Origin of the sequence: Dictyobacter kobayashii (assembly GCF_003967555.1) — a bacterium.
GTDB classification, from domain to species: Bacteria; Chloroflexota; Ktedonobacteria; order Ktedonobacterales; family Ktedonobacteraceae; genus Dictyobacter; species Dictyobacter kobayashii.
Window position 1 is genome coordinate 230,556 of sequence record NZ_BIFS01000002.1, and the last position, 25,843, is coordinate 256,398.

At 52.6% G+C, this 25,843-nt stretch carries 16 protein-coding genes and 1 pseudogene; 9 read left to right on the forward strand and 8 right to left on the reverse strand.

Translation table 11 applies throughout. The features are described from left to right. Positions 1 to 508 precede the first annotated feature (508 nt). From EL645_RS27840 to EL645_RS27850, 3 genes are all read left to right on the forward strand, one after another. Positions 509 to 1,033, forward strand: coding sequence for a DinB family protein (locus EL645_RS27840; RefSeq protein WP_161977757.1), 525 nt, complete (start codon positions 509 to 511; stop codon positions 1,031 to 1,033). A 545-nt stretch (positions 1,034 to 1,578) separates the two neighbouring features. After that, positions 1,579 to 1,932: a hypothetical protein gene (locus tag EL645_RS27845; RefSeq protein ID WP_126554713.1), complete on the forward strand. Its 354-nt coding sequence runs from the start codon at positions 1,579 to 1,581 to the stop codon at positions 1,930 to 1,932. A 265-nt stretch (positions 1,933 to 2,197) separates the two neighbouring features. Further along, positions 2,198 to 3,532 (forward strand): erythromycin esterase family protein, encoded by a 1,335-nt coding sequence (locus tag EL645_RS27850; RefSeq protein WP_126554715.1) that lies wholly within the window; start codon positions 2,198 to 2,200, stop codon positions 3,530 to 3,532. Between the two features lie 69 nt (positions 3,533 to 3,601). On the opposite strand, the gene EL645_RS27855 is transcribed toward EL645_RS27850, so the two are convergent. The 5 genes and pseudogenes from EL645_RS27855 to EL645_RS27875 form a co-directional block, all read right to left on the reverse strand. After that, entirely contained in the window at positions 3,602 to 4,573 is a 972-nt protein-coding gene (locus EL645_RS27855; protein ID WP_174845324.1) for an alpha/beta hydrolase, read from the reverse strand. 94 nt (positions 4,574 to 4,667) lie between these two features. Beyond that, on the reverse strand, positions 4,668 to 6,338 hold the full coding sequence (locus EL645_RS27860; protein ID WP_126554717.1) for a flavin-containing monooxygenase: 1,671 nt from the start codon (positions 6,336 to 6,338) through the stop codon (positions 4,668 to 4,670). Between the two features lie 189 nt (positions 6,339 to 6,527). After that, on the reverse strand, positions 6,528 to 7,823 hold the full coding sequence (locus EL645_RS27865; RefSeq protein WP_126554719.1) for an RNA-guided endonuclease InsQ/TnpB family protein: 1,296 nt from the start codon (positions 7,821 to 7,823) through the stop codon (positions 6,528 to 6,530). Next, positions 7,783 to 8,409 carry an IS607 family transposase gene (locus EL645_RS27870; protein ID WP_126554721.1) on the reverse strand — a complete coding sequence of 209 codons (627 nt, stop codon included), beginning with the start codon at positions 8,407 to 8,409 and terminating at the stop codon, positions 7,783 to 7,785. The genes EL645_RS27865 and EL645_RS27870 overlap by 41 nt, the downstream gene beginning before the upstream one ends. A 443-nt stretch (positions 8,410 to 8,852) precedes the next feature. Beyond that, positions 8,853 to 9,353, reverse strand: a pseudogene (locus EL645_RS27875) (zinc-binding dehydrogenase); the annotation flags it as partial. Positions 9,354 to 11,285: 1,932 nt separating this feature from the next. Here EL645_RS27875 and EL645_RS27880 point away from each other — a divergent pair. From EL645_RS27880 to EL645_RS27900, 6 genes are all read left to right on the forward strand, one after another. Beyond that, positions 11,286 to 12,767 (forward strand): ABC transporter substrate-binding protein, encoded by a 1,482-nt coding sequence (locus tag EL645_RS27880; protein ID WP_161977758.1) that lies wholly within the window; start codon positions 11,286 to 11,288, stop codon positions 12,765 to 12,767. A gap of 157 nt (positions 12,768 to 12,924) precedes the next feature. Continuing rightward, positions 12,925 to 13,416 (forward strand): carbohydrate ABC transporter permease, encoded by a 492-nt coding sequence (locus tag EL645_RS41515; protein WP_218032103.1) that lies wholly within the window; start codon positions 12,925 to 12,927, stop codon positions 13,414 to 13,416. Then, the gene (locus tag EL645_RS41520; protein ID WP_218032104.1) at positions 13,413 to 13,937 is read left to right on the forward strand and encodes a carbohydrate ABC transporter permease; all 525 of its coding nucleotides are present in this window, start codon (positions 13,413 to 13,415) and stop codon (positions 13,935 to 13,937) included. The genes EL645_RS41515 and EL645_RS41520 overlap by 4 nt, the downstream gene beginning before the upstream one ends. A gap of 50 nt (positions 13,938 to 13,987) precedes the next feature. Beyond that, positions 13,988 to 14,902 carry a carbohydrate ABC transporter permease gene (locus tag EL645_RS27890; RefSeq protein ID WP_126554727.1) on the forward strand — a complete coding sequence of 305 codons (915 nt, stop codon included), beginning with the start codon at positions 13,988 to 13,990 and terminating at the stop codon, positions 14,900 to 14,902. Positions 14,903 to 14,920: 18 nt separating this feature from the next. Beyond that, complete coding sequence (locus tag EL645_RS27895; protein ID WP_126554729.1) at positions 14,921 to 15,775, forward strand: alpha/beta hydrolase; 855 nt, start codon at positions 14,921 to 14,923, stop codon at positions 15,773 to 15,775. A 119-nt stretch (positions 15,776 to 15,894) separates the two neighbouring features. Further along, entirely contained in the window at positions 15,895 to 17,784 is a 1,890-nt protein-coding gene (locus tag EL645_RS27900) for a DUF5696 domain-containing protein (RefSeq protein WP_126554731.1), read from the forward strand. Between the two features lie 98 nt (positions 17,785 to 17,882). Here the strand turns inward: EL645_RS27900 and EL645_RS27905 are convergent, their stop codons facing one another. The 3 genes from EL645_RS27905 to EL645_RS41525 form a co-directional block, all read right to left on the reverse strand. Then, positions 17,883 to 19,031: a substrate-binding domain-containing protein gene (locus tag EL645_RS27905; protein ID WP_126554733.1), complete on the reverse strand. Its 1,149-nt coding sequence runs from the start codon at positions 19,029 to 19,031 to the stop codon at positions 17,883 to 17,885. Positions 19,032 to 19,205: 174 nt separating this feature from the next. Next, entirely contained in the window at positions 19,206 to 22,874 is a 3,669-nt protein-coding gene (locus EL645_RS27910) for a sugar-binding protein (RefSeq protein ID WP_126554735.1), read from the reverse strand. A 181-nt stretch (positions 22,875 to 23,055) separates the two neighbouring features. Beyond that, a complete protein-coding gene (locus EL645_RS41525; RefSeq protein WP_218032105.1) occupies positions 23,056 to 25,821 on the reverse strand; it encodes a discoidin domain-containing protein in 2,766 nt (921 codons plus the stop codon). Between the last annotated feature and the right edge of the window lie 22 nt (positions 25,822 to 25,843).

A 25,843-nucleotide genomic window follows, 5' to 3' on the forward strand; every position in this document is an offset into this window, starting at 1 on the left:
CTGTGACTGAGCACTATAATGGACAAGCCTTCTGCGTTCAGCACAGGAACAGGTAGGGAGCGGAGAGGCGAGAAATAATGCATGCGCGAACGCACTCCAGGTTGATAACATCGAGTCTATTCGCTATTGTACTATCTAACAACTTCTTTGTTTGCATTATATCGTCCCTGAACCAACGCTTCCCTGTTTCTATGCAGGCCGGTAAAAGGCTGCAATGCGATGTTACCCGGCTACCATTGAGTGTAGCCAGCACTTTATAGCGCTGTCAATTGGAAATTACGACATAAAGGTATTCCAGTACTCACGAATTGCGACAAAGTTGTGCATGCTATATTTCCTATGAGCTGCACAACCTGCAACTGAAAAAAGAGTGCCAGCTTGTAAAGCAGGCTGGCCGTTTTGTATGGTATAATTGAAGTGCTCCGGATATACCTGTAAAAATGTGTTTTATGGCATATAACTGTCGCTCATTATTTTAGGTAAAAGATTAGATAAAAGGAGGCACTCATTGAATGCTTTGTTAGAGGACATATACGCTATCCTCTCCACCACACCAGAGCGCTGGCAACGGCTGGTCGGTACCCTTCCCATTGGTCTGCTGACACGCCCACCGGCCACAGGGGAGTGGTCAGCGCTCAATTGCTTGCAGCATTTACTGGACGCAGAACGCCTGCTCTTTCCTGTCCGCTTCCGCGCTTTTTTGGCGGGCCAGAATTTAGCTGATTTCGATCCACACCAGCAGCACGCAGAGGTGGATGCACAGACGCCCGCGCAACTTGCGGCTACGTTCGCACGCTTGCGTCAGGAAAGCCTTGCCCTGCTCGAGCAAGTAAAGGATGAGGACCTGGGGCGGACCACACAGCATCCTAAGCTAGGCACTGTCACTCTGGCAGAGCTGCTTCATACATGGGCGGCTCACGATTTGAATCACACAGTCCAGGCCGAACGAGCACTCATGCAACCCTTCATGCTCGGCAGCGGCCCCTGGCGTTCCTTCTTTCGAGATCACGAGAATGGTGTACCAAAGGAATAAGCGCCATTTCATTCATGGCAGAGCCTCATCTCTGTTAACAGAGGCACTCTGCAATGGAGGCCGTGCTCCCTCCCACATAGAACACGGTCTCCTGTGCTATACGTCAAGGAGATCTCGTTATCGCATTGACGTATAGCTGGAAACCGGGGTACAATGCCCTACGGTGGAACTGGGAAGATGATAGCCCTTTTTTGATGCATGCATGTCCAATAGAGAAAGAGTGCATCATACTAGAAACCATGGTACAGATTCAGCAGGACGACGCCGATGTGTAAGGCCAGCAGATGAAGCGATGGCACCACTAACAGAAATACGTCGTCCAGGATGAAACCCTCTTTGTCCTGACTGTTACCTTTTCGCAGGTCTCTCTCCTTCCATCCATCCAACGCTTGAATATATTTGCTGCTCAGGAACGTGTAAGCAACTGCGAGAGAACTTTTCTGAAGGGCTGCTCGCAGCAACCGTGAGAAAGACGCAGATAAAGAGCTGGCAATTGATTTAAAAAGCCACTAAAAGCTCGACAAAAAAGAAAAATGGAGGAAAACATGGAACCAATCGAAGAACTCGAAGGAATAGAACTGCCTGCCATCGAAGAAGAGGAACTCACTATTGTGCAGATTATGCCTGCACAGCCAGGTTGGGGAGCCGTCTGGGGTACGAAAGAAGAGCCAGCACAGGGCGAACCTGGATACTTTACTGAGCCTATCGTGTGTTGGGCCCTGGTAGAAACCAGCGATGGCCATCGCTTTGTGACTGCCATGGCACCGGATCTGGAGACCAGTGAGTTAAAACTCATGCTCGACATGGGCAATTTTCTTGGGTATGCTACCCCGACCTATAGCCTCGACTGGAAGCAGCTGGCATCGAACAGGCGAGCTGCAGACCAAACACACCCCTAACAAGAGCTCAGGAAACACAAACATACGTATCCCGCATTCAAATATGGATGAGGAAAAAGGCAAGAGCAGCCGAGCTGCTCTTGCCTTTTTGTAGAGATCCCTTACTTAGTCGCTATTCTCCCTCCATCAAACCAGGATTGTCACACTTTGGATGCGTCTGTACGCTATTGAACGAAACCTGAAATGCTTTACTACGTGACTATTACTATGACAGTTAGTGAAACGTTATAGATGGCATAGCCAGAGACGGATCATAGGCACAACTATGTCGCAACATTATGATCAACCTGTTATACAGGCAATTCAAGCTACGGGCATTCCCCTTGAAACGTCACACCATACATATGATCAGTTGCTTGATACGATTGGCGATGCGCGCTTCGTCTTAATCGGGGAAGCATCCCATGGCACGCACGAGTTCTATCAAGAACGAGCAAAAATTACCAGCAGGCTCATTACAGAAAAGGGCTTTACAGCCGTAGCCATTGAGGCGGATTGGCCCGATACTTACCGCGTGAATCGCTATGTGCGTGGTCTCTCAGTTGACAAGACAGGTAGGGAAGCACTCTCGTCTTTCACGCGCTTTCCAACCTGGATGTGGGGCAATACAGAGGTCCTTCGCTTTGTCGATTGGTTACGCCAGCATAATGATATGCTAGAGGATCAAGAGCAAAAGGTCGGCTTCTATGGCCTTGATCTCTATAGTCTCTATACATCAGTCGACGCTGTGATTTCCTATCTTGGCAAAGTCAATCCGGAGGCCGCTGAGCGGGCCAGAAGACGCTATGCCTGTCTTGAGCATTATGGGGGCGATGCTCGGTTTTATCTCACCAGCCTCCAACTCGATTCATCCTGTGAGAAAGAGGTCTTGAAGCAACTGCTAGAGTTACAGCAGTTGATTGCCCTTTCTAACCAATACTCGGAGGAGTCCTTCTATGTAGATCAGAATGCACGCCTGGTATCCAATGCGGAAAAATACTATCGCGCGATGCTTGCGGATGGCGCTCGCTCCTGGAATATTCGCGATCACCATATGGTAGATACCCTTGATTTCCTGCTGCGCTATCTTGATCGGCAGCATATTCACACAAAAGTGGTCGTCTGGGCGCACAACTCCCATCTGGGCGATGCTCGCGCAACATATATGGGTAAAGAAGGCGAACAAAATGTTGGACAACTGGTACGCCAGCGCTATGAGGCCCAGGCATTCCTGCTTGGTTTCACAACCTATACCGGCACCGTGACGGCGGCTTCAAACTGGGATCGACCCGCCGAGCGCAAACATGTACGCCCCGCCCTGGAGGGAAGCTACGAATCCCTGTTCCATTATGCCTCATTTGTTCTCGCTCCCAATTTTTACCTTTTGCTACAGTCACCCGACCAGACGCGCTCATTCTTACAGGAGCCTCGTCTGGAACGGGCTATTGGTGTCGTCTATCGTCCTTACACCGAACGGGCTAGCCATTACTTTGAAGCGACCTTGCCTGAGCAATTCGACGCCGTCATTCATCTGGATCGAACCCATGCTCTTGAGCCGCTAGTATGCACGCCTCAATGGATACAAGGAGAACCTGAAGAAACCTATCCAACAGGACTATAAAAATTCAGGTGAGCCATACTATTTCTCAAAGCATTAGCGGGGGCTGCCACTGAGTGGCAGCCTCGCTGGTTAGCTCTGGTTGAACGCACGTGTAAGTGCGTTCAGGTAATCTCGTATGAATGCCTGCGATACCTTTGCCTCTGCAACCATGGGGAAGGCATGGAACCCACCAGGGTAAATATGTAGTTCAGTGGGCACTCCTGCCCGGATTAGCCGGCGTGCGTATTCGATATCTTCCTCCAAAAACAGATCAAGTGTGCCGACGCCGATTAAGGCTGGGGGTAGGCCCTCTAGGTTTGTGGCTCGGGCCGCCGCGGCATAGGGCGATACATCTGGTCCACCTGGCTCTTGTCCCAGGAGCGCGCTCCAGCCAAAGTGGTTAGCTTGAGGTGTCCAAACGTACTCTCCAGTGTAGGGATGAGGATCTGCTGTTGTAACGGTGCGGTCGTCAAGCATGGGATAGATCAGCAGCTGGAAAATGAGTGGCACTTCGCCTCGGTCGCGGGTAAGTAGCGCTAAACACGCCGTCAGGCCACCGCCCGCACTGTCACCACCGATAGCGATACGGCTCGCATCTACACCAAGACTACTGGCGTTGGTATAGAGCCATTTCAACGCAGCATAGCAATCCTCAACCGGACCTGGATGAGGCGTCTCAGGCGCAAGACGATAATCTACCGCGACTGCCGCACAGCCAGTTGCTGAAATAATACTCTTCATCTGCAGGTCCGCCTGGTCGGCATTTCCAATGACATATCCTCCACCGTGAATCCAGAGCAAGGCTGGCACGGGAGTAGGGACGTTTTTAGGTAGATATACCAGCACACGCACATCGGGAGCGCCCTCTGGACCAGCTATATACTGCTCGCGGACAGAAATATCAGGGAATTCAGGCAGCCCCGTGAGCAGTTGGGCATTCATCTCACTGAGCATGGCACGTGTCTGCGCTAATGTCTCATTGGTGAGATCCAAAGGAGGCAATATATCAAGCAACCCCATGATCTCTGGATCGACAAGATGTTTGCTAGTCCCGGTAGTCATTTTCATCTCCTCGTGGTTGTTCTTAAAAGTATTTACAGAGCGTCAAAATAAATCAGTTATAAAAAGCAGGCAACTTTAATCACAGATGCAGTAGCTATATCCCGAGCACTATACTCTCGTGACCATTTTCGACTCCAAGTCTAAATCCCTCGTAGCCGTTGTCCGCTACCTCCTGGCACTTCACGCGGTAGTTTCCCACGCCTCCAACGTATGGCATGAAGATACGTGGTTTGCCGGGAATGTTCGCTCCAATATACCAGGAGTTCGCCAGCGGGAAGAGAGTATGATTAGCTACCTCATTGACGTGGGCCACCCAGGCATCCTCAGCCTCAACCCTGGGTTCAATGCTCGTGAAACGATGCTCACGCATGTACTGCATACAATCGCTGATCCATTCGACATGCTGCTCGATGGAGACAGGCATATTGCTCAGCACGGAAGGACTGCCAGGGCCAGTAATAATGAAGAGGTTCGGGAAGCCAGCCGTCATCAGACCCAGGTATGTACGCGGACCAATCGCCCATTTCTCATTGAGGGACTGGCCGTTTTTTCCTCTAATATTCATGTTGAAGAGGGCACCAGTCATAGCATCAAAGCCGGTGGCGAAGACGATCGCATCTAATGTATATTCGCCATTCTGGGTACGTAGACCCGTTGGTGTGATCTCCTCAATAGGATAGGTCCGTACATCTACCAGCGTCACATTATTGCGGTTATAGGTCTCGTAGTATTCGGTATCAATGCAGATGCGCTTGCTACCAATGGGGTGATCATGCGGCATCAACAATCTGGCTACCTCAGGGTCATGGATCATCTCGCCGATCTTGGTGCGCACAAAATCCGCCATATAGGTGTTGGCTTCCAGGTTGACACTGATGTCCGAGAAGGCTGCAAGCATCTGCAGGCCTCCTATCGCCCATACCTCATCAAACCTGCGCTGCCGTTCTTCCTCAGTTACTTCGAGGGCTGACCGCATATTCACATTGAGTGTGAGGCCGGAGTGCGACTGGCGGTCACTCTGGCGCAGTTGACGATAATTTTTCTTGATGCTGGCCTTTTCTTCTTCGGTCAACACGCGATTGTGCGCCGGAATACTGTAATTGGGGGTACGCTGGAAGACGGTTACGTGAGCCGCCTGTTCAGCGATGCGGGGGATGGCCTGAATGCCCGTGGAGCCGGTCCCGATTACGCCAACGCGCTTGCCGCTCAGATCAACGCCTTCATGGGGCCAGCGGCTGGTATGGTAAATATGACCTTTGAATGCTTCTAGCCCCTTAAAATTCGGAGTGTTGGGAGCCGATAGGCAACCAACGGCGGTAATGCAATACATTGCGGATACCCGCTCACCCTGCTCCGTCTGGATCGTCCAGCGCTCTGTTACATCGTCATAAGCCACAGATACCACGCGTGTATTGAGCTGTATAGCGGGGCGCAGGTCAAAGCGATCCGCAACATGGTTGAGGTAACGCAGGATCTCGGGTTGACGAGGATACTTTTCGCTCCACTCCCATTCCTGCTCAAGCTCGGGCGAAAATGAATAGGAGTAATGCACGCTTGGACTATCGCAGCGTGCGCCGGGATAGCGATTCCAGTACCAGGTGCCTCCAATCCCCTCGGCGGCTTCATAGACCCGTGTTGAAAATCCAAGCTCACGCAGACGATAGAGCATATACAACCCTGAGAAGCCGGCCCCAATAACAATGGCATCTAATTGTTTGATCTGAGCCCCATCAGCCTCGTCCAATACCTGCTGTCCAGTGGACATAACTTCGTCCTGCTACCTTTCTCATACTCAAACGTGTGCAAGACACGGCTGAGCGGTCAGTTGTTCCTGCTTCATCGCCAGTTGCCAGAGCACGAGGACCTTTAGATCAGCTCCCTCGTTTCGGTCTCACATCGGCTCCACAGGCGCTTTTACGTCGTCGGTCGTAGCCACTACCCAGGACGGCCACCTTTAAGCCGAAAGGTGGCGAAGCATGTCTTGTGCGAATTGTGCCAGGTTCAAGGAAGCATTCAGATCGCGATCGATCACAAGCCCACAGGCCAGACACTGATAGGTGCGATGCTTGAGAGGCATCCGTTTTTTGACATGCCCGCACCCTGAACAGCGTTTGGTCGAGGGAAACCAACGCGAGGCGATGAAAAGGGTCCCGCCAGAAGCAGCGACCTTGGTCTTCAAAAACTGCAGGAGTTGTCCCATCGCCACATCAGCAACGGTACGTGAGAGCTTCCGATTGCTCATCATCCCCAAGATGTTCAGGTCTTCGACGCCAATGGTCCCGCAAGTTCGAGCAAGTTCGATGGTGAATTTGTGCTGGACATCTCGACGGATGTTGGCAATCTGCTGATGCTTGCGTGCGACCTTCACCCGCTGCTTCTGATAGTTGTTGCTGAACGTCGTTTTCCCCGTTTCCGGATCTTTGGTCTTCTGTTTGCGACTGAGTTGGCGTTGGAGCTTGCCGAGCTTGTTGAGATGGTGTGCGAGTGGCTTTTGGTTCTCAAGCACTCGTCCATCGCTGACTACGGCTACTTGCTTCAACCCCACATCCACTCCCACGACTGATACCGGAGTCTGAGGCGAGGATTTCTTGATCTCCACCTGAATGCTCAGGTACCATTGACCAGCCTCACACGACACAGTTGCGCCTAGAATCGTGACGTTCTCACACAGAACCTGTTTCCGTCGATTGCGCTTCTTGGGTGGGACTGAAGCTTTTCCCCGCTCAACAAAACGCAGCTTTTCTGTCAGATTGACCGTTCCGAGTTTCCGTCTGAGTTTGCCTCGCTTCTTCTCCTGCTTCCGTTGATCCAAGATGAAACGGCCTAACCCCGGAATGGCGATCCAATGACTGCCGAGCGTGAATTTATCATTGGACAGATAAAACGACTCGTGCGATTTCCCTTTCTTCTTGTAATGTGGATAGGCTGCACGTCCGGCAAAGAAGTTCCTGTAGGCTTTTCCCAGATCATCAAAGGCTCCCTCCACCACGCACTTGGTCACCTCATACGTCCACGGATAGACGTCTGCCCGAATAGCATGGAACTGCTTCTTGAGCGAAAACGCGTTGGGTGGTGTGAGCACACGTTGTTCTTCGGGAACCGTTTCCTGTTCCAGCTTATACGCCTGATACTGCTTTTCCCACTGCTCGCGCCCCCAGTTGTAAATAAAACGTCTGGTGCCACAGGCACGTTTCAAATACTCCACGTGTTCAGGCGTGGGGTTCATTCTGATCCGGTGCGCGGTTTTCATCTTTGAGTGCCTTCTTTAATGCTTTGCGGTAGTTGCGCAATCCATACAATCGTGAGCTAAAACAATGGGGAATGGCGATCAAATCCTGAACAAACTCTTGTTCAGGGGAAAGCTGTTCGGTATTCATAACCACGAGTTCGCAGTCGTGGGTTTCGCACAGATGCACCAACAAGTGATATCCAAAGCGTGCCAGTCGATCCTTGTGGGCAATGAGCAGCACTGCCACTTCTCCCGCTATGATGGCATCAATCAGTCGAAGAAACTGTTTCCGTTTGAAATTGAGTCCCCCGCCAATTTCACTGATCCATTCATCGACTCCATAACTGTTTGCTTCACAACACTCGGCCAGTATCCTTCGCTGGTTTTCCAGCTCCGGCTTTTGCGCCACACTCGAGACGCGACAATAGGCAATGATCCGCCGTCTCACCCCTGCTTCCTGGGGGAGGATTGAGAGGAGGTCTTCTTGCGTGTAGTATCGCCGGTTCGTCGCGGTTCGGTGGGCTTTGAGCACCCCTTGCCGATCCCATCGTTGCAGCGTCTTCACGGAAACGTGGATTCTCTCCACAAATTCTCTCGGTGTATACATACACCTATTTTACACACCTTTGCGTACTTTCTCAAGAGCTAGCTCTTGTCTCCTTTTCTATGGCTTTCATAGCCATAGGTAAAACTGGTAAGATGAAAGGTTCAGGAATGACAGTCGAACTCTATGTGATCTCAATTGAGAGTTAAGCATTGCTATACGGGCTGCATGGAAATCAATGCTCTGATGCAGAAAGTGTAAAATGGAAATAAGGTGCAGAGCAACAATTAAACGTAACGAGGATAGGATTATAGATAATATAATCTATATACTATAGGATGTCAATGCCCGAACATCCTATATCATCACTACTCAAATTTACAACCCGCCCTTGCTTGTACATATCTAGTCAACGAGCAGCCGAAAGAGAGTACAGGCCTCGCGCTGCTACTAGCCCTCTTTCGGCTGCTCGTCAGATTGGTTAATACCATCAGTCTTTCACACCACTAGAAAACGATCAAGGGTTTGAGGACACCATCGAGTTTTTTGTCCATCACCTCGAAGGCTTTCTCCATCTCGTCAAAGCGGAAAGTATGCGTCGTCATCAGAGTTGGATCAACACGCTTCATCTCAAGCACACGCAGCAGGCGCTCCATGCGTAACCTCCCACCAGGACACAAACCTGTCTTGATGGTTTTTTCAGCCATGCCAACACCCCACTCCACACGAGGGATATGGACAAATTCACCATGTCCATGATAGCCAATATTAGAGATCGTTCCACCGGCTTTGGTAACCTTGATAGCCTGCTGGAAGGTAATATCAGCACCCAGTGCCTCGATCGCTGTGTCCACACCCTGCCCATCTGTAAGTTCGAGGATACGTTGTACGGCGTCTTCTTTCGCAAAGTCAACAATGATGTCGGCGCCATAGGTGCGTGCAAGCTCCTGCCTACGTGGGACCGCTTCTACGGCGACGATCAAGCCGGCTCCGCGTAACTTTGCTCCTACCCACCTACCCGATGAACACAGTACTGGAGGAGTCAGATGAAATATTCATGCGCATGCAATCCATCAGCGAATACCTCGTAACGGAAAGAGATGGAGGAGTGAGCAGGATTCAATAAGCCATGGGGAAATGCTGCACTATTCTTCAAGGCAAAAAAATCACGTCCCAACATGAATAGTCACAGGGACAGAGTCGTGAAGGTGAAAATCCATTCTGTGCAGTCTCAAACAGTGAGGAGAAGTGTGTTTGAGAGCATAGCCTTACAAGCATGCTTTCTCTTCATCGACGAGATTCGGATGTCTTCAAACAGGCAGATAAGAAGGACGACAGAAACAAGCACAAAATAATGTACAGATGAAAGCACGTAGGTATATGTAGTCCAATCGGACTAGCCATTCTCCACGGGAGGCCTGCAAAAATCAACAACGATGGCAGCCCAGGAAATGCAAGTGCAGTTTGTGATGCTAGCAATGCGATAGGGTAACATACAAACTTTTAGCAGGAACATGTTTTGTTCGACCAGATGAACCAAAGCGAGGCAAAAAAATACATGCGGCAATCTATAATTTACCAGGCACATATGGAGAGCAAACTGGGTTCGAACACGAAGATATTTGGGTATGTGAAATAAAAAATTTGCAGTAGGGATCAATATTGTGACACCTTTTTAGAGAGGTTCTGGTTCAGGCTATGGTAGGGCGATAGGCACAAACAAAGGCAGGATGGGTGACAGTCTGTTAAACAAGGGCATTGTTGCAACACAATTTAAACAGTCAGAAATACCACTGATTGCCTCCCAACTTCCTAGATTACTATTTTATAGTTTCCAATGCTCTTGTATAGCGATAGTTTGTGAAGAAAAGCGGAAAGTAAGCCTCGAACTCACAACCACCTGCTTGGAAGGCAGAAACCCACAAGCAGGTCGCCAAAATCATGTCCATCGGCCTGGCAGGCCGGTTTATCTATACCTCAAAGATTCTCGAACGGGGCTGACAAAAGATGCCACGCGCAATTTTTTGCCGTAAAGGCAAAAAATGTTCGAAGAAATTCCACGTTTTCCGCCTCTTATCGCTGCATATTTATACCTCTATGGCAAAAGATGTTTCAGGATTTCTCATCTTTTTTTTGCTCTTATGCATGAGCTTTTCAATACGCAAGCAAAGGCAGTCACAGGCTTTTTCACCTCAATTTGATGAGAGATATGCAAACAATTGTGCATCTTCTGACAAAAAGCATCACGATAACATGGAAACAGGATGTTCTTTTATCAGCATTCGTTGATCTGCAGGAGACTATACCGAACTTTTTGAGAAAGTGCAAGCGAAACATCCTGCCTCTCTTCCATATAAAACAGCCCACTTTGGTGGTGTAAGGTTCGCGTTCAAATAAATCATTGGCTGCCAACAAAGCTTGTATCACCACAAATGCATTTTTGTGGTGATCATTGGAGAAAAAGGAGCTAGCCGCCCGCGGAAAGATTTGCCTGATATGGATAAGAAGATTTTGTATAGGATCAAGCCAGGGAAAGATATGCAATGAAGCGAGACACCTATCATATGAATTTGCTGGTCAGGGTAGATAACTCCCTTTTTATCAGCAAAACTCCTTGACAAGATAAAAAGTGATATGGTATAAGATTTCTACCAGATATTTTGGACTAGTCCAATTATCATTCACCGATAGCTAGAGGTAGTATAGCAGACGAATTCAGGGCAATACTTCCCCTTCTGCATCAGGAAGCCATTTTTCACTTTTGACACTGTACTGAAAAATGGTGTAGGTCGCCATGTTCACTTTATTATGTTATGAAGTCAGTATGTCATGACAAAAGGATCTTGATTCACGTCGCTGCATAGTATTTATCCGTTTTCGCTGTTCAATAGACAGATGATATGTCCGTTTCACGGGGTGTGAAAGGAGTTCATGACACGATGTCAATAGCAGGCACTATTTCAAGCCAACAAAACCGACGCAGCTTTCTCAAGACGGCCGCGACCGCGACGATGGGCGTAGCAGCATTCCCAGATCTTTTTTCTGCTTGCGGCAACACTGCCTCATCAACTGGAAAGACCGTAACCCTTCAATATTGGGATAGTTTTGTTAGCCAGGCGGCCTGGGTTGATCAGGAGATCAATCTCTTCCAGCAGGCGCATCCCTCGATTAAGATCAAGAAAACGACCCAGGCGGGCAACACATTCAATACCATCTATCCTTTATCGGTTCGCAGCGGCAAAGTTCCCGATGTTAGCACCATTCCTGGCCCAGACCCATTAGCTGCTCAGGTGCAGAAGGGATGGTATCTGGATTGGAACAGGTGGGCCACCGATTCGTGGAAAGTGCGCTTTCCACCACAGTCCTTTTTAGAGGGTACCAATGTCTTCAACGGCAAGATCTACTCAGCCCAACTTAATAGCAGTGCCCCCTTTGTCCAGTTGTATACCAACGATCAGGTCTTTAAGGATGCAGGGCTGACCAATAGCGATGGTTCAGCCATGGTGCCTCATACCTGGGATGACGTGACGCGCTCGGCCGAGGCGATTACCAGGAAAAGCAACGGGCAGATCGCGGGCTTCGCCTTTAGTGGTGGCGAGGGTCCGATCTGGTTCGCCTTTATGCTGCATGTCTTTGTAGTTGGGGCTGGAACACCACAGGGTGCCTTTGGGGCCGATGATCGCGTTGGCAAATTTACCTATGGGAGCGATCGCAATTATACCGACTTCATTGATCTGCTCCTGGATTGGAAGGAGCATGGCTTTATCTATTCTAATGTGATGAGCACCAAGGATGAAGTTCAACGCCGCTTCTTTGCCCAGGGCAAGATTGGCATGATTACCAATGGAGTCTGGGCCCAGCCCACCTGGAAACAGGATGGCTTCACGAAATATAGTCTATCAGCGCTCATTTCTCCTGCAACAACGCCGAAAGCATATTATGGGCGCGGCAACGCAGGCTCAGAATTTGTGATCTCGGCCAAAACCAAACACCCAGATGAATCCTGGGCCTGGATCGACTGGCTCTATAGTCCAGCGGCAGGCAAACGCTGGGTGGAAATGGGGGAGGATGCCTCAATCTATCCGCAGAATAATGATCCGGCAAAAACAAAAGATCGTCAGTTTGCTCAGTTTCTGGAGACAACCAGGCTGACGCGCATCCGCCCAAACACTCTGCTGAGAAATCCACAAACCGCCAAGGTCGTTCTCAATGGCGTCTCACCAGATATCGGGGATGTGCTCCAGGGCATCTTCACCGGCCAGATCAAAGATATTCAGGGATCGTTACAGGAACTGGATGCTCGCTGGGAAGCTGAACGCGCGCGTGCCATCAAGGCCGCCAATCAGCAGGGATACAAAGTCAGCCTGTCTGATTATATCTTCCCTGATTGGGACCCTACTAAAGACTATATCCAGAAATAGTTGCGGAGGGGAGCAATGGAGAAGAAGATGTTGCTTATCTCTTCCCTGCTTGAGATCTTCATATCTTGTCATCAATGGTTTGATGTACGCCATCTGAAACAGGCACTGCTCCTGTAACCACACCAGCCACCCATTATTGAAAGGAAAAATGCCTCTCATGCAAGTGCCGACGGTCTCTCTGAAATCTGGAGCGTCAGAACAATCGGGGCCTCCTCAACGCAAAAACAACTCTTACCAGGCCACATTATGGCAACGAATTGTGCAACATCGTGGCTCCTATCTCTATGTCGCTCCCATGTTCGTGCTCTATCTTGTGTTTAGCGTCTACCCCCTGTTCGCATCCCTTGGCTTCACCCTCTACCAATGGAATGGCATCGGTGACCCAACCGCCTATGTTGGCCTGGACAATTTCAAACGGGTCATTGGGGACAGTCTGTTCTGGGGTGCCTTTATCCACGCGGCGACCTATACGGTGGTCCTGGTCCCGATCCAATTGACGCTGGCCCTTATGCTGGCCCTCATTTTAAACAATCCCAGGTTCCGTGGCTCGACGTTTTATCGCACCATCTATTTCCTGCCAGTCGTTACCTCACCCGCCATCATTGGTGTCATCGTACAGTTGATTCTGACCAACTTTGGGGAGACGTGAATACTCTGCTGCTCAAAACCCACGTGCTCTCATCACCAGTTGATTGGTTGGGCGATCCAACGTTCGCCATGATCCTGATCATCATCGTTGGTATCTGGCAAAGCTTTGGCTACAATCTGGTCTTCTTCCTGGCTGGCCTGCAGACCATTCCTGGCGAGTTATATGAAGCAGCTCGCATCGATGGCGCCACCAGCATTGTCCGTCTCTTCTCAATCACGCTTCCCATGCTACGCGCGATTGGAATCATGATCCTGTTCCTGGCGGTCTACGGCAGCATGCAGGTTTTCGATATTGTGCAAACGATTACAAGGGGCGGCCCCTATTTCGGGACGGACGTTGTGAATACCTACATCTACCATCAGGCCTTTGGTGACGCGGGCAGCCAGCCGGTCCAGCCAAATGTGGGCTTCGCCTCAGCGGCTTCACTGTTCTACGGTATCATCCTACTGGCGTTCTCTCTGGGACAAGCCTACGTGTTTGTGCACATGCGTCGCCAGCGGGCCGCATTGCGGATGAATTGAGTCTTACACATCAGACTGCAAACAAGAGAAATGAAAGGAAAAAGAAGAGCATGGCAATCATCAGGAGGGATCATCACGACACGTATCCACCTGGTCCCTCTTATACGAGACGTCGACGACAACGGCGGGTGCCTTTTTTGAAGAGGCTGCAGGTTTCGCACTGGCCCATCCACCTCATATTACTTATTGGCGGCTTCTTCTGGGTCTACCCATTCCTCTGGGTCACCGGAAGCGCCCTCAAGAGCACTAGTGGCTTTTTTGATGAGGGGCTCAATGTTATTCCCAAAGAGTTTCAATGGGACAATTTCGTCAATGCCTGGAACGAAGCGTCATTTGGACAGTACTTCATCAATACCATTGTTATCACTACACTAACCGTGACAGCAGTGGTCGCGCTGTCCTCGATGGCCGGATACGCCCTGGCACGCACTTCGTTCCCAGGCAAGCGGCTAGTGCTGGGACTGTTCGCGGTCCTATATTTCATTCCAGGCGGCTATAGCATTGTGCCGGTCTTCGATCTGCTGCAGCGCGTAAATCTCATCGGCACCATCTGGGCCGTGGTTGTAGTCCAGATTGCCGGAGGTGTCCCGTTTCATGCCATTCTCTTCATGGGCTACTTTCTCACGATGGACCATGAAGTAGAGGAGGCAGCTCGCGTCGATGGTGCGACCTTCCATCAACTCTTCTGGCGGGTGATGTTTCCACTCGCCCAACCAATGACCGCAACGATAGCCCTGCTCACCTTTATGAGCTCCTGGAATAATTTTCAGGGGCCGCTGGTCTTTACACTGGGTGATGAGACCCAACGCACGCTGGCGGTGGGCCTCTACGCCTTCATCGGTGAAAATTCGACCCAATGGACCTATCTGTGCGCGGGATCAGTCATCGCCCTGGCCCCCATTGTTCTGATTTATATCTTCTTACAACGGTACTTCGTGGATGCCGTATCAGGTGCCGTGAAATAACAATTGAAGGATTGATGATTGAATACACTGTTTTCACAACTCGATGAACGTGTTCTCTATCGACTCTGGCCCTCGGCGGCCCCGGGCGCACGCGGCACGGGACCCGAAGATATTCCAACCTTGCAGGCCGTCTTACCGGCCGCGCATACGGCGAGCGCAGCCGCCTGTATCGTCTGCCCCGGCGGGGGATATGTCATGCTGGCCGAGCATGAAGGTGTCCCGGTCGCACAATGGCTGGCATCACAAGGTATCACGGCGTTCATCCTGCGCTATCGCCACGCCTTTACCTATCAGCATCCCATTCCTCTAGGCGATGCCCTACGCGCGGTGCGTTTTGTGCGTGCCCACGCCAGAACATGGCAGTTGGATCCCGAGCGCATCGGCATGATCGGTTTTTCTGCCGGTGGGCATCTCACCAGCCTGGTAGCAACCCACGATCCAGTTGGCCATATTGAGTCAGAAGATCCGATAGAACGGATCCCGGCTCATCTTAACGCCCATGTGCTCGTCTATCCTGTTATTCACTCAGCGGATAACAGCGTGCTTGAAAACATCCAGGATGCACACCTTTCGCCGGAACAGGTAGCGGACCTCAAAAGTGATCGGCGGGTGACGGCACGAACCTCGCCAGCCTTCCTGGTCCATTCAACGCAGGACCGCGGCGTGCCGGTCGACAACTCGGATGCCTACGCCGCGCGCTTGCAGGCAGCTGGTGTCCCCTATGAGTATATCCGAACAGATCAGCAAGAGCATGGCTTCGGCTTACAGGATTTCTGGACGCATGCCTGCGCGCGCTGGTTTCAGAATCTGGGGTGGTCCAGTACCGCGCCAGCGCAAGCACAAGATAGAGTGTGTGCAAGAAGAGAGACATAAATCATCTCGAACTTCTTCAAACATCGATACGCTTATATCAATTGCAATACCCAGAAACGTAGCGTGTTTTCACAATGCCTCATCCCATGATTGATGGCTAGCAAAGGTTTGTAATTTCTATGGATATTGAGGGAAAACGCCCGGGCGAACGGAGCGACATTAGAATGAGTCATCTTCTCTGGTACGCAAAAAACGAACATCTATCTGTATCCATCTACGACAATGCCGCAATGACATTCTATGTGAAAGAGCACAACGTAACCTGGAAAACGGGGCACGTCGCCCTGCAGGAAGACGGGCCGGTTGATGTGGGGCACGTCTGGTTACGAACCCGACGCACCATATGTGAAGAATACCCTGGCCATTTTCATGGTGAGAAGATAGATCACCAGACCTGTCGCTTTACTCTCTATGGGCGTGAACAGCGGCCAGTTGGTAGCTTCCTTTGCCAGTTTGAGCTACACGATGCGCACTGTGACATGTCCCTCGTTGCCATCGATGTCACTCTACCCAGCCTGGTCTTTCCACCACCAATTGAAACGGAAAGCCTGATCCTTCCAAAGGGGATTGGCGCCTGGATACGCGATCCGTTACCCGAGCGCCACTTCTGGGTCTATCCAGCACACCTCAATATGCGCTGGTTTGGTGGACTCAAGGGAGAGCAGGGCTGGCTGGCAATTGTCACAGAAGGCTATACCAGTGCAGGGGTACTTGCAACCGGGCTCGCCGCCGCACCAGCGTGGCTCACCTCGCTTGGAAGCTGGTCAGGCAAACGCAAGATTCGCTATCAGTTTGTGCAGGGAGGGTATGTTGCGCTGGCCAAGGCCTACCGTGCCTACGCGATTGAGCATCGCCTGCACCGATCCCTGGCAGAAAAAGTGCAGGCAACGCCGGCGCTTCATAATCTCCATGGTGCGCCCCTGCTTTCATTTATGCAGGCCAATAGCAACTATCCCGAGCGATATCTGGACCGTCTCTTGCCCATACCTGCGGCGGGCACACAACACGAGACGCACCTGCACGTACATATCACCCATACGGAGGTCCAGCACATCCTGCAACAACTTCAGAAACGCGGCATTACCCACGCGCTGGCCGTCTTACGCGGTTGGATTCCCGGCGGCTACGATGAATCGCATCCAGATATCTGGCCTCCTGAACCAGCGCTGGGGACACTTGAGGATTTGAAGCAGACCCTCATCCATAATCCACAGTGGACCGTCGCCCTCCACGATAACTATCAGGATATCTATCAACAATCAGCCAGCTGGCCAGAGGGAGTCATACGTACCCAGGCCGGTGAGCATATGCCAGGTGGCCTGTGGGATGGCGGCCAGGCATACATTCTCAATGCACGCGCAGGGCTGGCCTATGCACGGCGTAACTGGGAAACACTACGGGATCTGGAGCCGCGAGCGATGTTTATTGATACGACCCTGGCAGTCCAATTGTACGAATCCTATGAATATAAGAATTGGCTCAGCCGTTTACAAGATGAAGGATATAAACGCGATCTCCTCCAATTCTACAAAGAACAAGGAATCGTACTGGGCAGTGAGAAAGGCGCCGATTTTGGCATGGACTTGATCGATTGGCTTGAAAATCGCCATCAGCGCATTCCCGGTATCTCTATCCCTCTCTGGCCCCTGGTATTTCATGATGCGGCATTCTGTACACGCTACGTTTCGCCAGACAAGAGGGATAGCTATGGTGCACCTAACTGGTTAGCGGATATGCTCTGGGGCTATACGCTCTGCTGGAACTTCTCGAATGCAAACTCGTGGCGACAGTATATCAGCATGCCTGCTTCCCTGAGCCAGGTCTATCAATGGCACAGTACGGTGGGAATGCTGGAGATGACGGGACACCGTTATCTGACACAAGCACGTGATGTCGAGGAGACACGCTTCTCCAACGGCGCTTACATTAGAGTCAATTTTTCAGATCACCCACAAACCATCGAGCGGGAGACTATTCCCGCCCATGACTATCTTTTGCGCATAGAATAGGCATTTGTGCTCAACCATTCGGACGTATCCACACGGGCAGGTGATCACACGGGCTCACCCCCACCTGGAGTGGTGGACGCGTCCACCCTCCATAGAGATTATGAACGAATGGTGTTCCGTTCAGGTTCATGAATGCGAGGAGGAACAAGGATCAGAGACTGCGGGGGTTGCTGGCCGGCGATGAGCATATCCAGAGTAGAGAACATCGTCTGGACGATCTCCATGGGATCGAATTCAATCATCGTCAGGGTCTTCTCATACCCAAAGAGCAAGGGAGATCCCGCATTGGAATGGGTGGCGATCTTGATATCTTTCCCCGGGTATACCCCTGCCTCCTGCAAGGCGATAAGCGCTCCGCTGGTTAGCAGATCCTCTGTAATCAGCAAGCCATCAGGCCGATCCAGATTCTCGGGGCGAAAGACCTCTCTGGCCAGTTTATAGCCGCGTTCCTGGTTATTATTGAGCAAACGATAGCTTTCCTGGCGTAGTTCGACGTGAGGGCGACGAATCAGTTCGCGATAGATGGGAAGCTGATACGTATCAAGCTCTTTGCAAAAAAATTGAACGTCTGGCATCTCTTCAAGGGGAGAGGACGATAGATCATCGTACAACGGAACCCACAGCCCGATCTTACGGCACCCCTGCTGATACAGACTCTGGACACCTAGATGGAGCATTTCTTGATTATCCAGGCCTACCATCTGATTGCCAGCACCAGCAAATACCACGCTGGGCAAGGGCTGGTGCTTGATCCAATCTTCAGAATAAATATTTAAGCCCACCACAAGTAAACCATCGAAGCGGTTGGAACTCACGAGCTGCATTGTTTCATCAGGCAGCGCCTTATCGGTCTGGGGCGAAGGTAGGATGAGTTGGAATGTACAGGTTTCTAGTCTGGTCTCAGCGCGCCGCTGCACCTCTTTGGAGAAGTAATTCCAGAGCATATTCCAGAACAAGGTCACAGGTGTATTGTTGATAAAGGAGTTGTCAAAAATGATATGAATAAAGGTGTGGTTGATTTTGGGGGAAACAAACGTCCCCTTGCGCCCAACGCTGTAGAGAACATGTTGCTCCTCCAACACATGCATGGCCTCGGCGAGCGTCACACGAGTCGTTCCTAGCATCTGACAGAGTGCTCGCACATTCGGCAGTTGCACATCAGGACCTAATTCTGTCGCCAGCACACGCAATTTAGTACATAATACATCAAGTTTCGTATCTTTTTGAGGCATGGATGTTGACGTCACCAGAGGTACTCCTGCATTTCACGTGGGGTTTGTTCTTTTAGCGTAATTATAACGAGGCACGGAGATGACTGTCAACGCTTTGGAGCGAAGCCTTTAGTTTACCGCCAGCGGAATTACAGGAGAGACATGGCGAGTGGAAGCAAGCCCGGAATGGTATCCCGGGCTTGCTTCGTATTACACACCGAAAACTTGGAATTCATAGAGGGAGTAGCCCCAGGAGGTGCCACGCTGCGTCCCATACATGCGCACGTAGCGTCCCGTCCCCGAGAGTCCCTTGAGGTCCTCCGTCCCTCCCGATCCGTTGCTCTGCGTGTAGATCGTCGTCCAATTGCTGCCATCAGCCGAGACCTGGATCTGGTACGCCTTGCCGTAGGCCGTCTCCCACTGCAGCTTCACCTCGCTGATGCGGTGGCTCGCGCCCAGGTCCACCTGCAGCCACTGCGGATCACTGTACAGGCTCGACCACCTCGTGCTTGGATCCCCGTCCACCGCGTAGCCCGGTCCTACGCCACTGTTCTCACTGGAGGAGGCCGTCGCTGGCTTGTTCTGCGATAGGTTGCTCGTCGCCCCTCCCCCCGTCACACTGACCTGGCTGAAGCTTGTGGTGTTGAGCGCGCTGGTGTTGTGCGCCGTCACCGCCAGGCCCACATACGCATTGGTCGCCATGCTGATCGTGTCGCTGCCTACCACCGTCCAGCTGCTGCCATCGCTGGAGATCGAGCCGGTGAAGGTGCTGCCCGCTCGCTGCAGCTTGACCCAGTAGGGAGCCGCCACGCTCGCCCCCGCGGTACTGCTGCTGCTGCCTCCTGTCGTGGTGCGGCGCTGGAACACCGCTCCATTGTCCGGTGTGAGCGCCATCAACGCATGCGTCGAGCCGGCCGTCAGACTCTCGCGGATCATCACTCCCGCTTTGGCCCAGCCATCAGTATTCTGCTGGCTGTCGATCCTGGCCACGATGGTTCCATCGCCACTGAGCGGCTGACTGACATACTGGAAGGCGTCGGCGGTGTCCCAGATGTCGTTGCCCGAGCCGGTCACGGTGAAGGTACCATTACTAGCCGAAGCCGAGCCTGTCTGTCCCACCGATCCGATATCCTGCTGCTGCCACGGCGCGGGCAGGCTACCGCTACCAGCTTGTCCCTGCAGGGTTCCCAGGCCAAAGTAGCTGGGATTCGTCCAATCAGTGTCGGCGGTAGCATTCCAGAAGAGTTTGTTATTGCCGGTTGTGGTATTTTGTTTTGCCGCCAGATCCAGGCCAATGATCTTTCCGCTCTTTGGCGTCACACCTAATGTGGACCACGGAATCTTGATTTCGGCCTCATAGCCACCTGCGAGAGTGCCATTAGCCAGCACAATACCAGCAGTATTTGTCCCCTGCTGGCCCGCATTGTACTGCGTTACCGTGGTAGAATCTGACGAGAAAACATACTGCATATCCTGAGCGGTATAATGCGTCCCACTACTGTGCGTTGGGTCAATATAAATCTCCAGGCCATCAGCGTGCGACGAATACGAGGTATCCTGCACTTTGATGAGAAAGTAGAGATTTGCATTGTCCCAGCTAGCCTGATAGGATGCTGAAAAACCTGATGGGGTGCCGATGGCGTTTTTCAACGGGTAGCTCGTTGCGCTACTCCAGGCGGCATCGGTGGCATTGCCATCGATAACCGGCGCTGTTGCCGCATTCGCGATATTCGCTTGCTGGATGGGAGTTGGTATCGGCGTCGGAGTGGGCGTGGTTGGTACCGGGGTCAAGCTACTATTCGTGAGAGACAGGCTATAAAGCGCGGTATCGGTCGCACCAAATCCCCGAATCGAAATGGCATTTAAGCCCGCCGGTAATGCAATCGAGTTTAAGGTAACGTTACTATTTGCCTGGCTATTTTGTGGAACGGTCAGCGTCTGCACAACGGTATTGTTCACCAGGATTTGTAACGTGCTCGCGCTGACATTGGTCTGCAAATTTAAGGTCGCACCATAGGTCGCGTCAACAGGACTGAGGACCAGTTCATCAACCCGATTCCCCGCCACAAATGATCCAGAGTTAATATTCACCGTGTTGGGTAACTGTGTTCCATTAGTGGCAGCCACTTGAGTTGACTGGTTCAGCTGATTGATCGCCTGCATCTTCGGGGTGTTCTGATCAAAGACGGTGGGCACGGCCAGGCCATAATTGGGGCTGGTCGAGTCAAAGTACATCAGCAGATCACCACCATCCTGGTTGAATTCGGTCTGGGTCTGCACTTGCAACTGCTGCGCTCGTGGATCCACATTGGCCTGCTTCTGCAAGCTGTTGGCATAGTCTCCGCCAATCTGGAACCCGCCCTCATACGCCACATCATGCAGTCCATAGGCGCGTGCCCATTGCACATCTGTTTTGACGCTGCCAGTTGATGGATTGACGGTTCCATCCCCAAAGCCGGAGTTGTACATGTCATCGATCGTGCTGGCATTGGCGTTGTTAACACCGGTATAGGCGGCGCCACCTCCTCCCCACAGAAAGTAGTTCACCGGATGTGGATTGGAGACGTGCTGCTTCCCATCGGCGTTTCCAAAATAGTCATCCAACAATTGCAGTGGCTCCTGCGCGGTGCCCTGGGCGTTGCCATATTGCCACTCCAGAAGCGGGCGTATGTGCGCATTGGCATTGGGCGGCATCGCGCTATCGCCAAAGACCGAGCGAAAGATATCGCTGATCTGCTTGATACGTAGTCCGATCCGGCGCCATCCCCATACATATGTATTTGTTTCACCATCGTAATTGAGGGGCGAATTGCCCGCAGCCACCTCGGCCTGCGCCGCATTGTAATTCTGGTTGAAGGAGGCAAACATGCCGTTCCACACTTCGTTGCTATACTCAATGTAGAGGTGCAGGTTGCTATTGAGTGGCGCGTGGACCGGATTGGCCTGGGGGCTGGTGTAGACGTTGCCGTTGGCATCACTGCCATACTTGAACAACTGCGCCAACTGCGTCACATAATCGTCAGTGGCCAGCGCCGGCACGTTGATGTAGGCATCGCGACCCGTCTCGTTGCACAGCTGAATGGCGTATTCCCAGGCGCCCTTGCCCTGTGAAGGTCCCACCGGCGATTGCCGATCCGCCCAGTTCACATCGGTGTTGCCGTTGGTGGCCGAGTAGTCCATAAAACGGATCGCCTGGAACTTGGAGACCAACGTCTTGATATCGGTCGTAAAGGTGGTGTTAAAGCTATAGCTGGTGCTGGCTCCCGGACTCACCGGGCGCATCAGCTGAATGTTGGTTACCCCGGTGTTGGTCGCGCTACTGGCGGTCCGCTGGGTGTTGGTGAACTCCAGCGCCATCGTATCGGCGGTATAGACCACCGTCGCGGTCGTAGTGTTAGTACTGGCATCGTAGGTGCCCGTGGTCCCATCGCTGTTCTGTGGACTCACCGTCCCGAAGGCGAAGCGCGCCCCCACGTGGGCTTTGCCGGTGAAGCGCAGCGCATAGGTGCCGTTGATCTTGTTGGCCGGGGGATTAAAGCCTCCATCCCACAAAAAGGCGGAGAAGTCGCCAGTCGGCCAGCCATTGGCATCCAGAGCCGGCGTGGTGCTGCTATTGGGCGGCGGTTGGAGCCGAAAGCCTTCCTTGATCATGTCGGCGAAGAGAAAGTCGGTGTTGGTATCGCCCACTCCGATCAGATTAATGCCCATCGCCGGCGGCGTTCCCGCTGCCTTTACAGAAAGAGTCGATGGCCGGAAGATCTGCAACATGCTTGCAAACAGCATCAATACGGTCAGGCTCGCCGCTATCTGCAAGATCTTTTTCCTTCTCTGGCGCACCTGTTCGCCTGGTAGCGCCAACTTCTTTTCTCTATTCAGCACGTTCAAATCCTTTTGTGATGCATTGAATGCTTAAAATAGTCCGCTATCAATTATAAAAGCTCGACATTGTGGAAATAGTTCACCGCGAAATTCCAGGCTAGAAGCATGAAGTGGCTGATCTGGGTTGGGAAAGCACTGGAGACGTGCTTTCCCAACTGCCTCTTGCACTTACAGTAAAGAATCAGGAGCCAAAGACCTGGAATTCATAGAGGGAGTAGCCCCAGGAGGTGCCACGCTGCGTCCCATACATGCGCACGTAGCGTCCCGTTCCCGAGAGCCCCTTGAGGTCCTCCGTCCCTCCCGATCCGTTGCTCTGCGTGTAGATCGTCGTCCAATTGCTGCCATCAGGCGAGACCTGGATCTGGTACGCCTTGCCGTAAGCCGTCTCCCACTGCAGCTTCACCTCGATGATGCGGTGGCTCGCGCCCAGATCCACCTGCAGCCACTGCGGATCACTGTACAGGCTCGACCACCTCGTGCTTGGATCCCCGTCCACCGCGTAGCCCGGTCCTACGCCACTGTTCTCGCTGGAGGAGGCTGTCGCTGGCTTGTTCTGCGATAGATTACTCGTTGTTCCTCCGCCTGCCCCCGTCACGCTCACCTGGCTGAAGCTCGTCGTGTTGAGCACACTGGTGTTGTGCGCCGTCACCGCCAGGCCCACATAGGCATTCGTCCCCATGCTAATCGTGTCGCTGCCTACCACCGTCCAGTTGCTGCCATCGCTGGAGATTGAGCCGGTGAAGGTGCTGCCCGCTCGCTGCAGCTTGACCCAGTAAGGAGCCGCTACGCTCGCCCCCGCGGTACTGCTGCTGCTGCCTCCTGTCGTGGTGCGGCGCTGGAACACCGCTCCATTGCCCGGTGTAAGCGCCATCAGCGCATGCGTCGAGCCGGCCGTCAGGCTCTCGCGGATCATCACTCCCGCTTTGGCCCAGCCATCAGTGTTCTGCTGGCTGTCGATCCTGGCCACGATGGTTCCATCGCCACTGAGCGGCTGACTGACATACTGGAAGGCGTCGGCGGTGTCCCAGATGTCGTTGCCCGAGCCGGTCACGGTGAAGGTACCATTGCTAGCCGAAGCCGAGCCTGCCTGTCCCACCGATCCGATATCCTGCTGCTGCCACGGCGCAGGCAACGAGCCTCCTGTAGGCGTTGGTGTTGATGTAGGATTAGGCGTCGGTGTCGGCGTCACACTTGTCTGGTTCAACTGATTGATCGCCTGCATCTTGGGCGTGTTCTGATCAAAGACGGTGGGTACGGCCAGGCCATAATTGGGGCTGGTCGAGTCAAAGTACATCAGCAGCTCCCCACCGGCCTGGTTGAACTCGGTCTGGGTCTGTACTTCTAATTGTTGCGCTCGTGGATCCACATTGGCCTGCTTCTGCAAGCTGTTGGCATAATCTCCACCAATCTGGAACCCTCCCTCATACGCCACATCATGCAGGCCATAAGTGCGTGCCCACTGCACATCTGTTTTGACGGTGCCGGTTGATGGATTGACGGTTCCATCCCCAAAGCCGGAGTTGTACATGTCATCGATCGTGCTGGCATTGGCGTTGTTGACACCAGTATAGGCGGCGCCACCTCCTCCCCACAGAAAGTAGTTCACCGGATGTGGATTGGAGACGTGCTGCTTCCCATCTGCATTATTGTAGTAGTTGTTGAGGAAATTTAATGGTTGATCAGCGGTGCCCTGCGCATCGCCATATTGCCACTCCAGAAGCGGGCGAATATGCGCACTCGCATTGGGCGGCATCGCGCTATCGCCGAAGACCGAGCGAAAGATATCGCTGATCTGCTTGATGCGTAGTCCGATCCGGCGCCATCCCCACTGATACGTTCCCGTCTCGCCATCGTAGTTGAGGGGGGAGTTGCCCGCAGCCACCTCGGCCTGCGCCGCATTGTAGTTCTGGTTGAAGGAGGCAAACATGCCGTTCCACACTTCGTTGCTATACTCAATGTAGAGGTGCAGGTTGCTATTGAGTGGTGCGTGTACCGGATTGGCCTGGGGGCTGGTGTAGACGTTGCCGTTGGTATCACTGCCATACTTGAACAACTGCGCCAGCTGCGTCACATAATCGTCAGTGGCCAGCGCCGGCACGTTGATGTAAGCATCTCGCCCCGTCTCGTTGCACAGCTGAATGGCATATTCCCAGGCACCCTTGCCCTGTGAGGGTCCCACCGGCGATTGCCGATCCGCCCAGTTCACATCGGTGTTGCCATTGGTGGCCGAGTAGTCCATAAAACGGATCGCCTGGAACTTGGAGACCAGCGTCTTGATATCGGTCGTAAAGGTGGTGTTAAAGCTATAGCTGGTGCTGGCTCCCGGACTCACCGGGCGCATCAGCTGAATGTTGGTTACCCCGGTGTTGGTCGCGCTACTGGCGGTCCGCTGGGTGTTGGTGAACTCCAGCGCCATCGTATCGGCGGTATAGACCACCGTCGCGGTCGTAGTGTTAGTACTGGCATCGTAGGTGCCCGTGGTCCCATCGCTGTTCTGTGGACTCACCGTCCCGAAGGCGAAGCGCGCCCCCACGTGGGCTTTGCCGGTGAAGCGCAGCGCATAGGTGCCGTTGATCTTGTTGGCCGGGGGATTAAAGCCTCCATCCCACAAAAAGGCGGAGAAGTCGCCGGTCGGCCAGCCATTGGCATCCAGAGCCGGCGTGGTGCTGCTATTGGGCGGCGGTTGGAGCCGAAAGCCTTCCTTGATCATGTCGGCGAAGAGAAAGTCGGTGTTGGTATCGCCCACTCCGATCAGATTAATGCCCATCGCCGGCGGCGTTCCCGCTGCTTTGGCAGGAATGGTCGATGGCTGGAAAATCTGCCAGAGGCTCGCAACAAGCAATGCACAAAAGAGCATCGCGATACCACAAAACATACCCGTTGATCTATGCGAGGTAGGGCGAACGTGACCCATGTCGGGGTCTGCCCCATAGTTGCGACGTCGCATCTTGAGAGTCCTTTCCGATGAT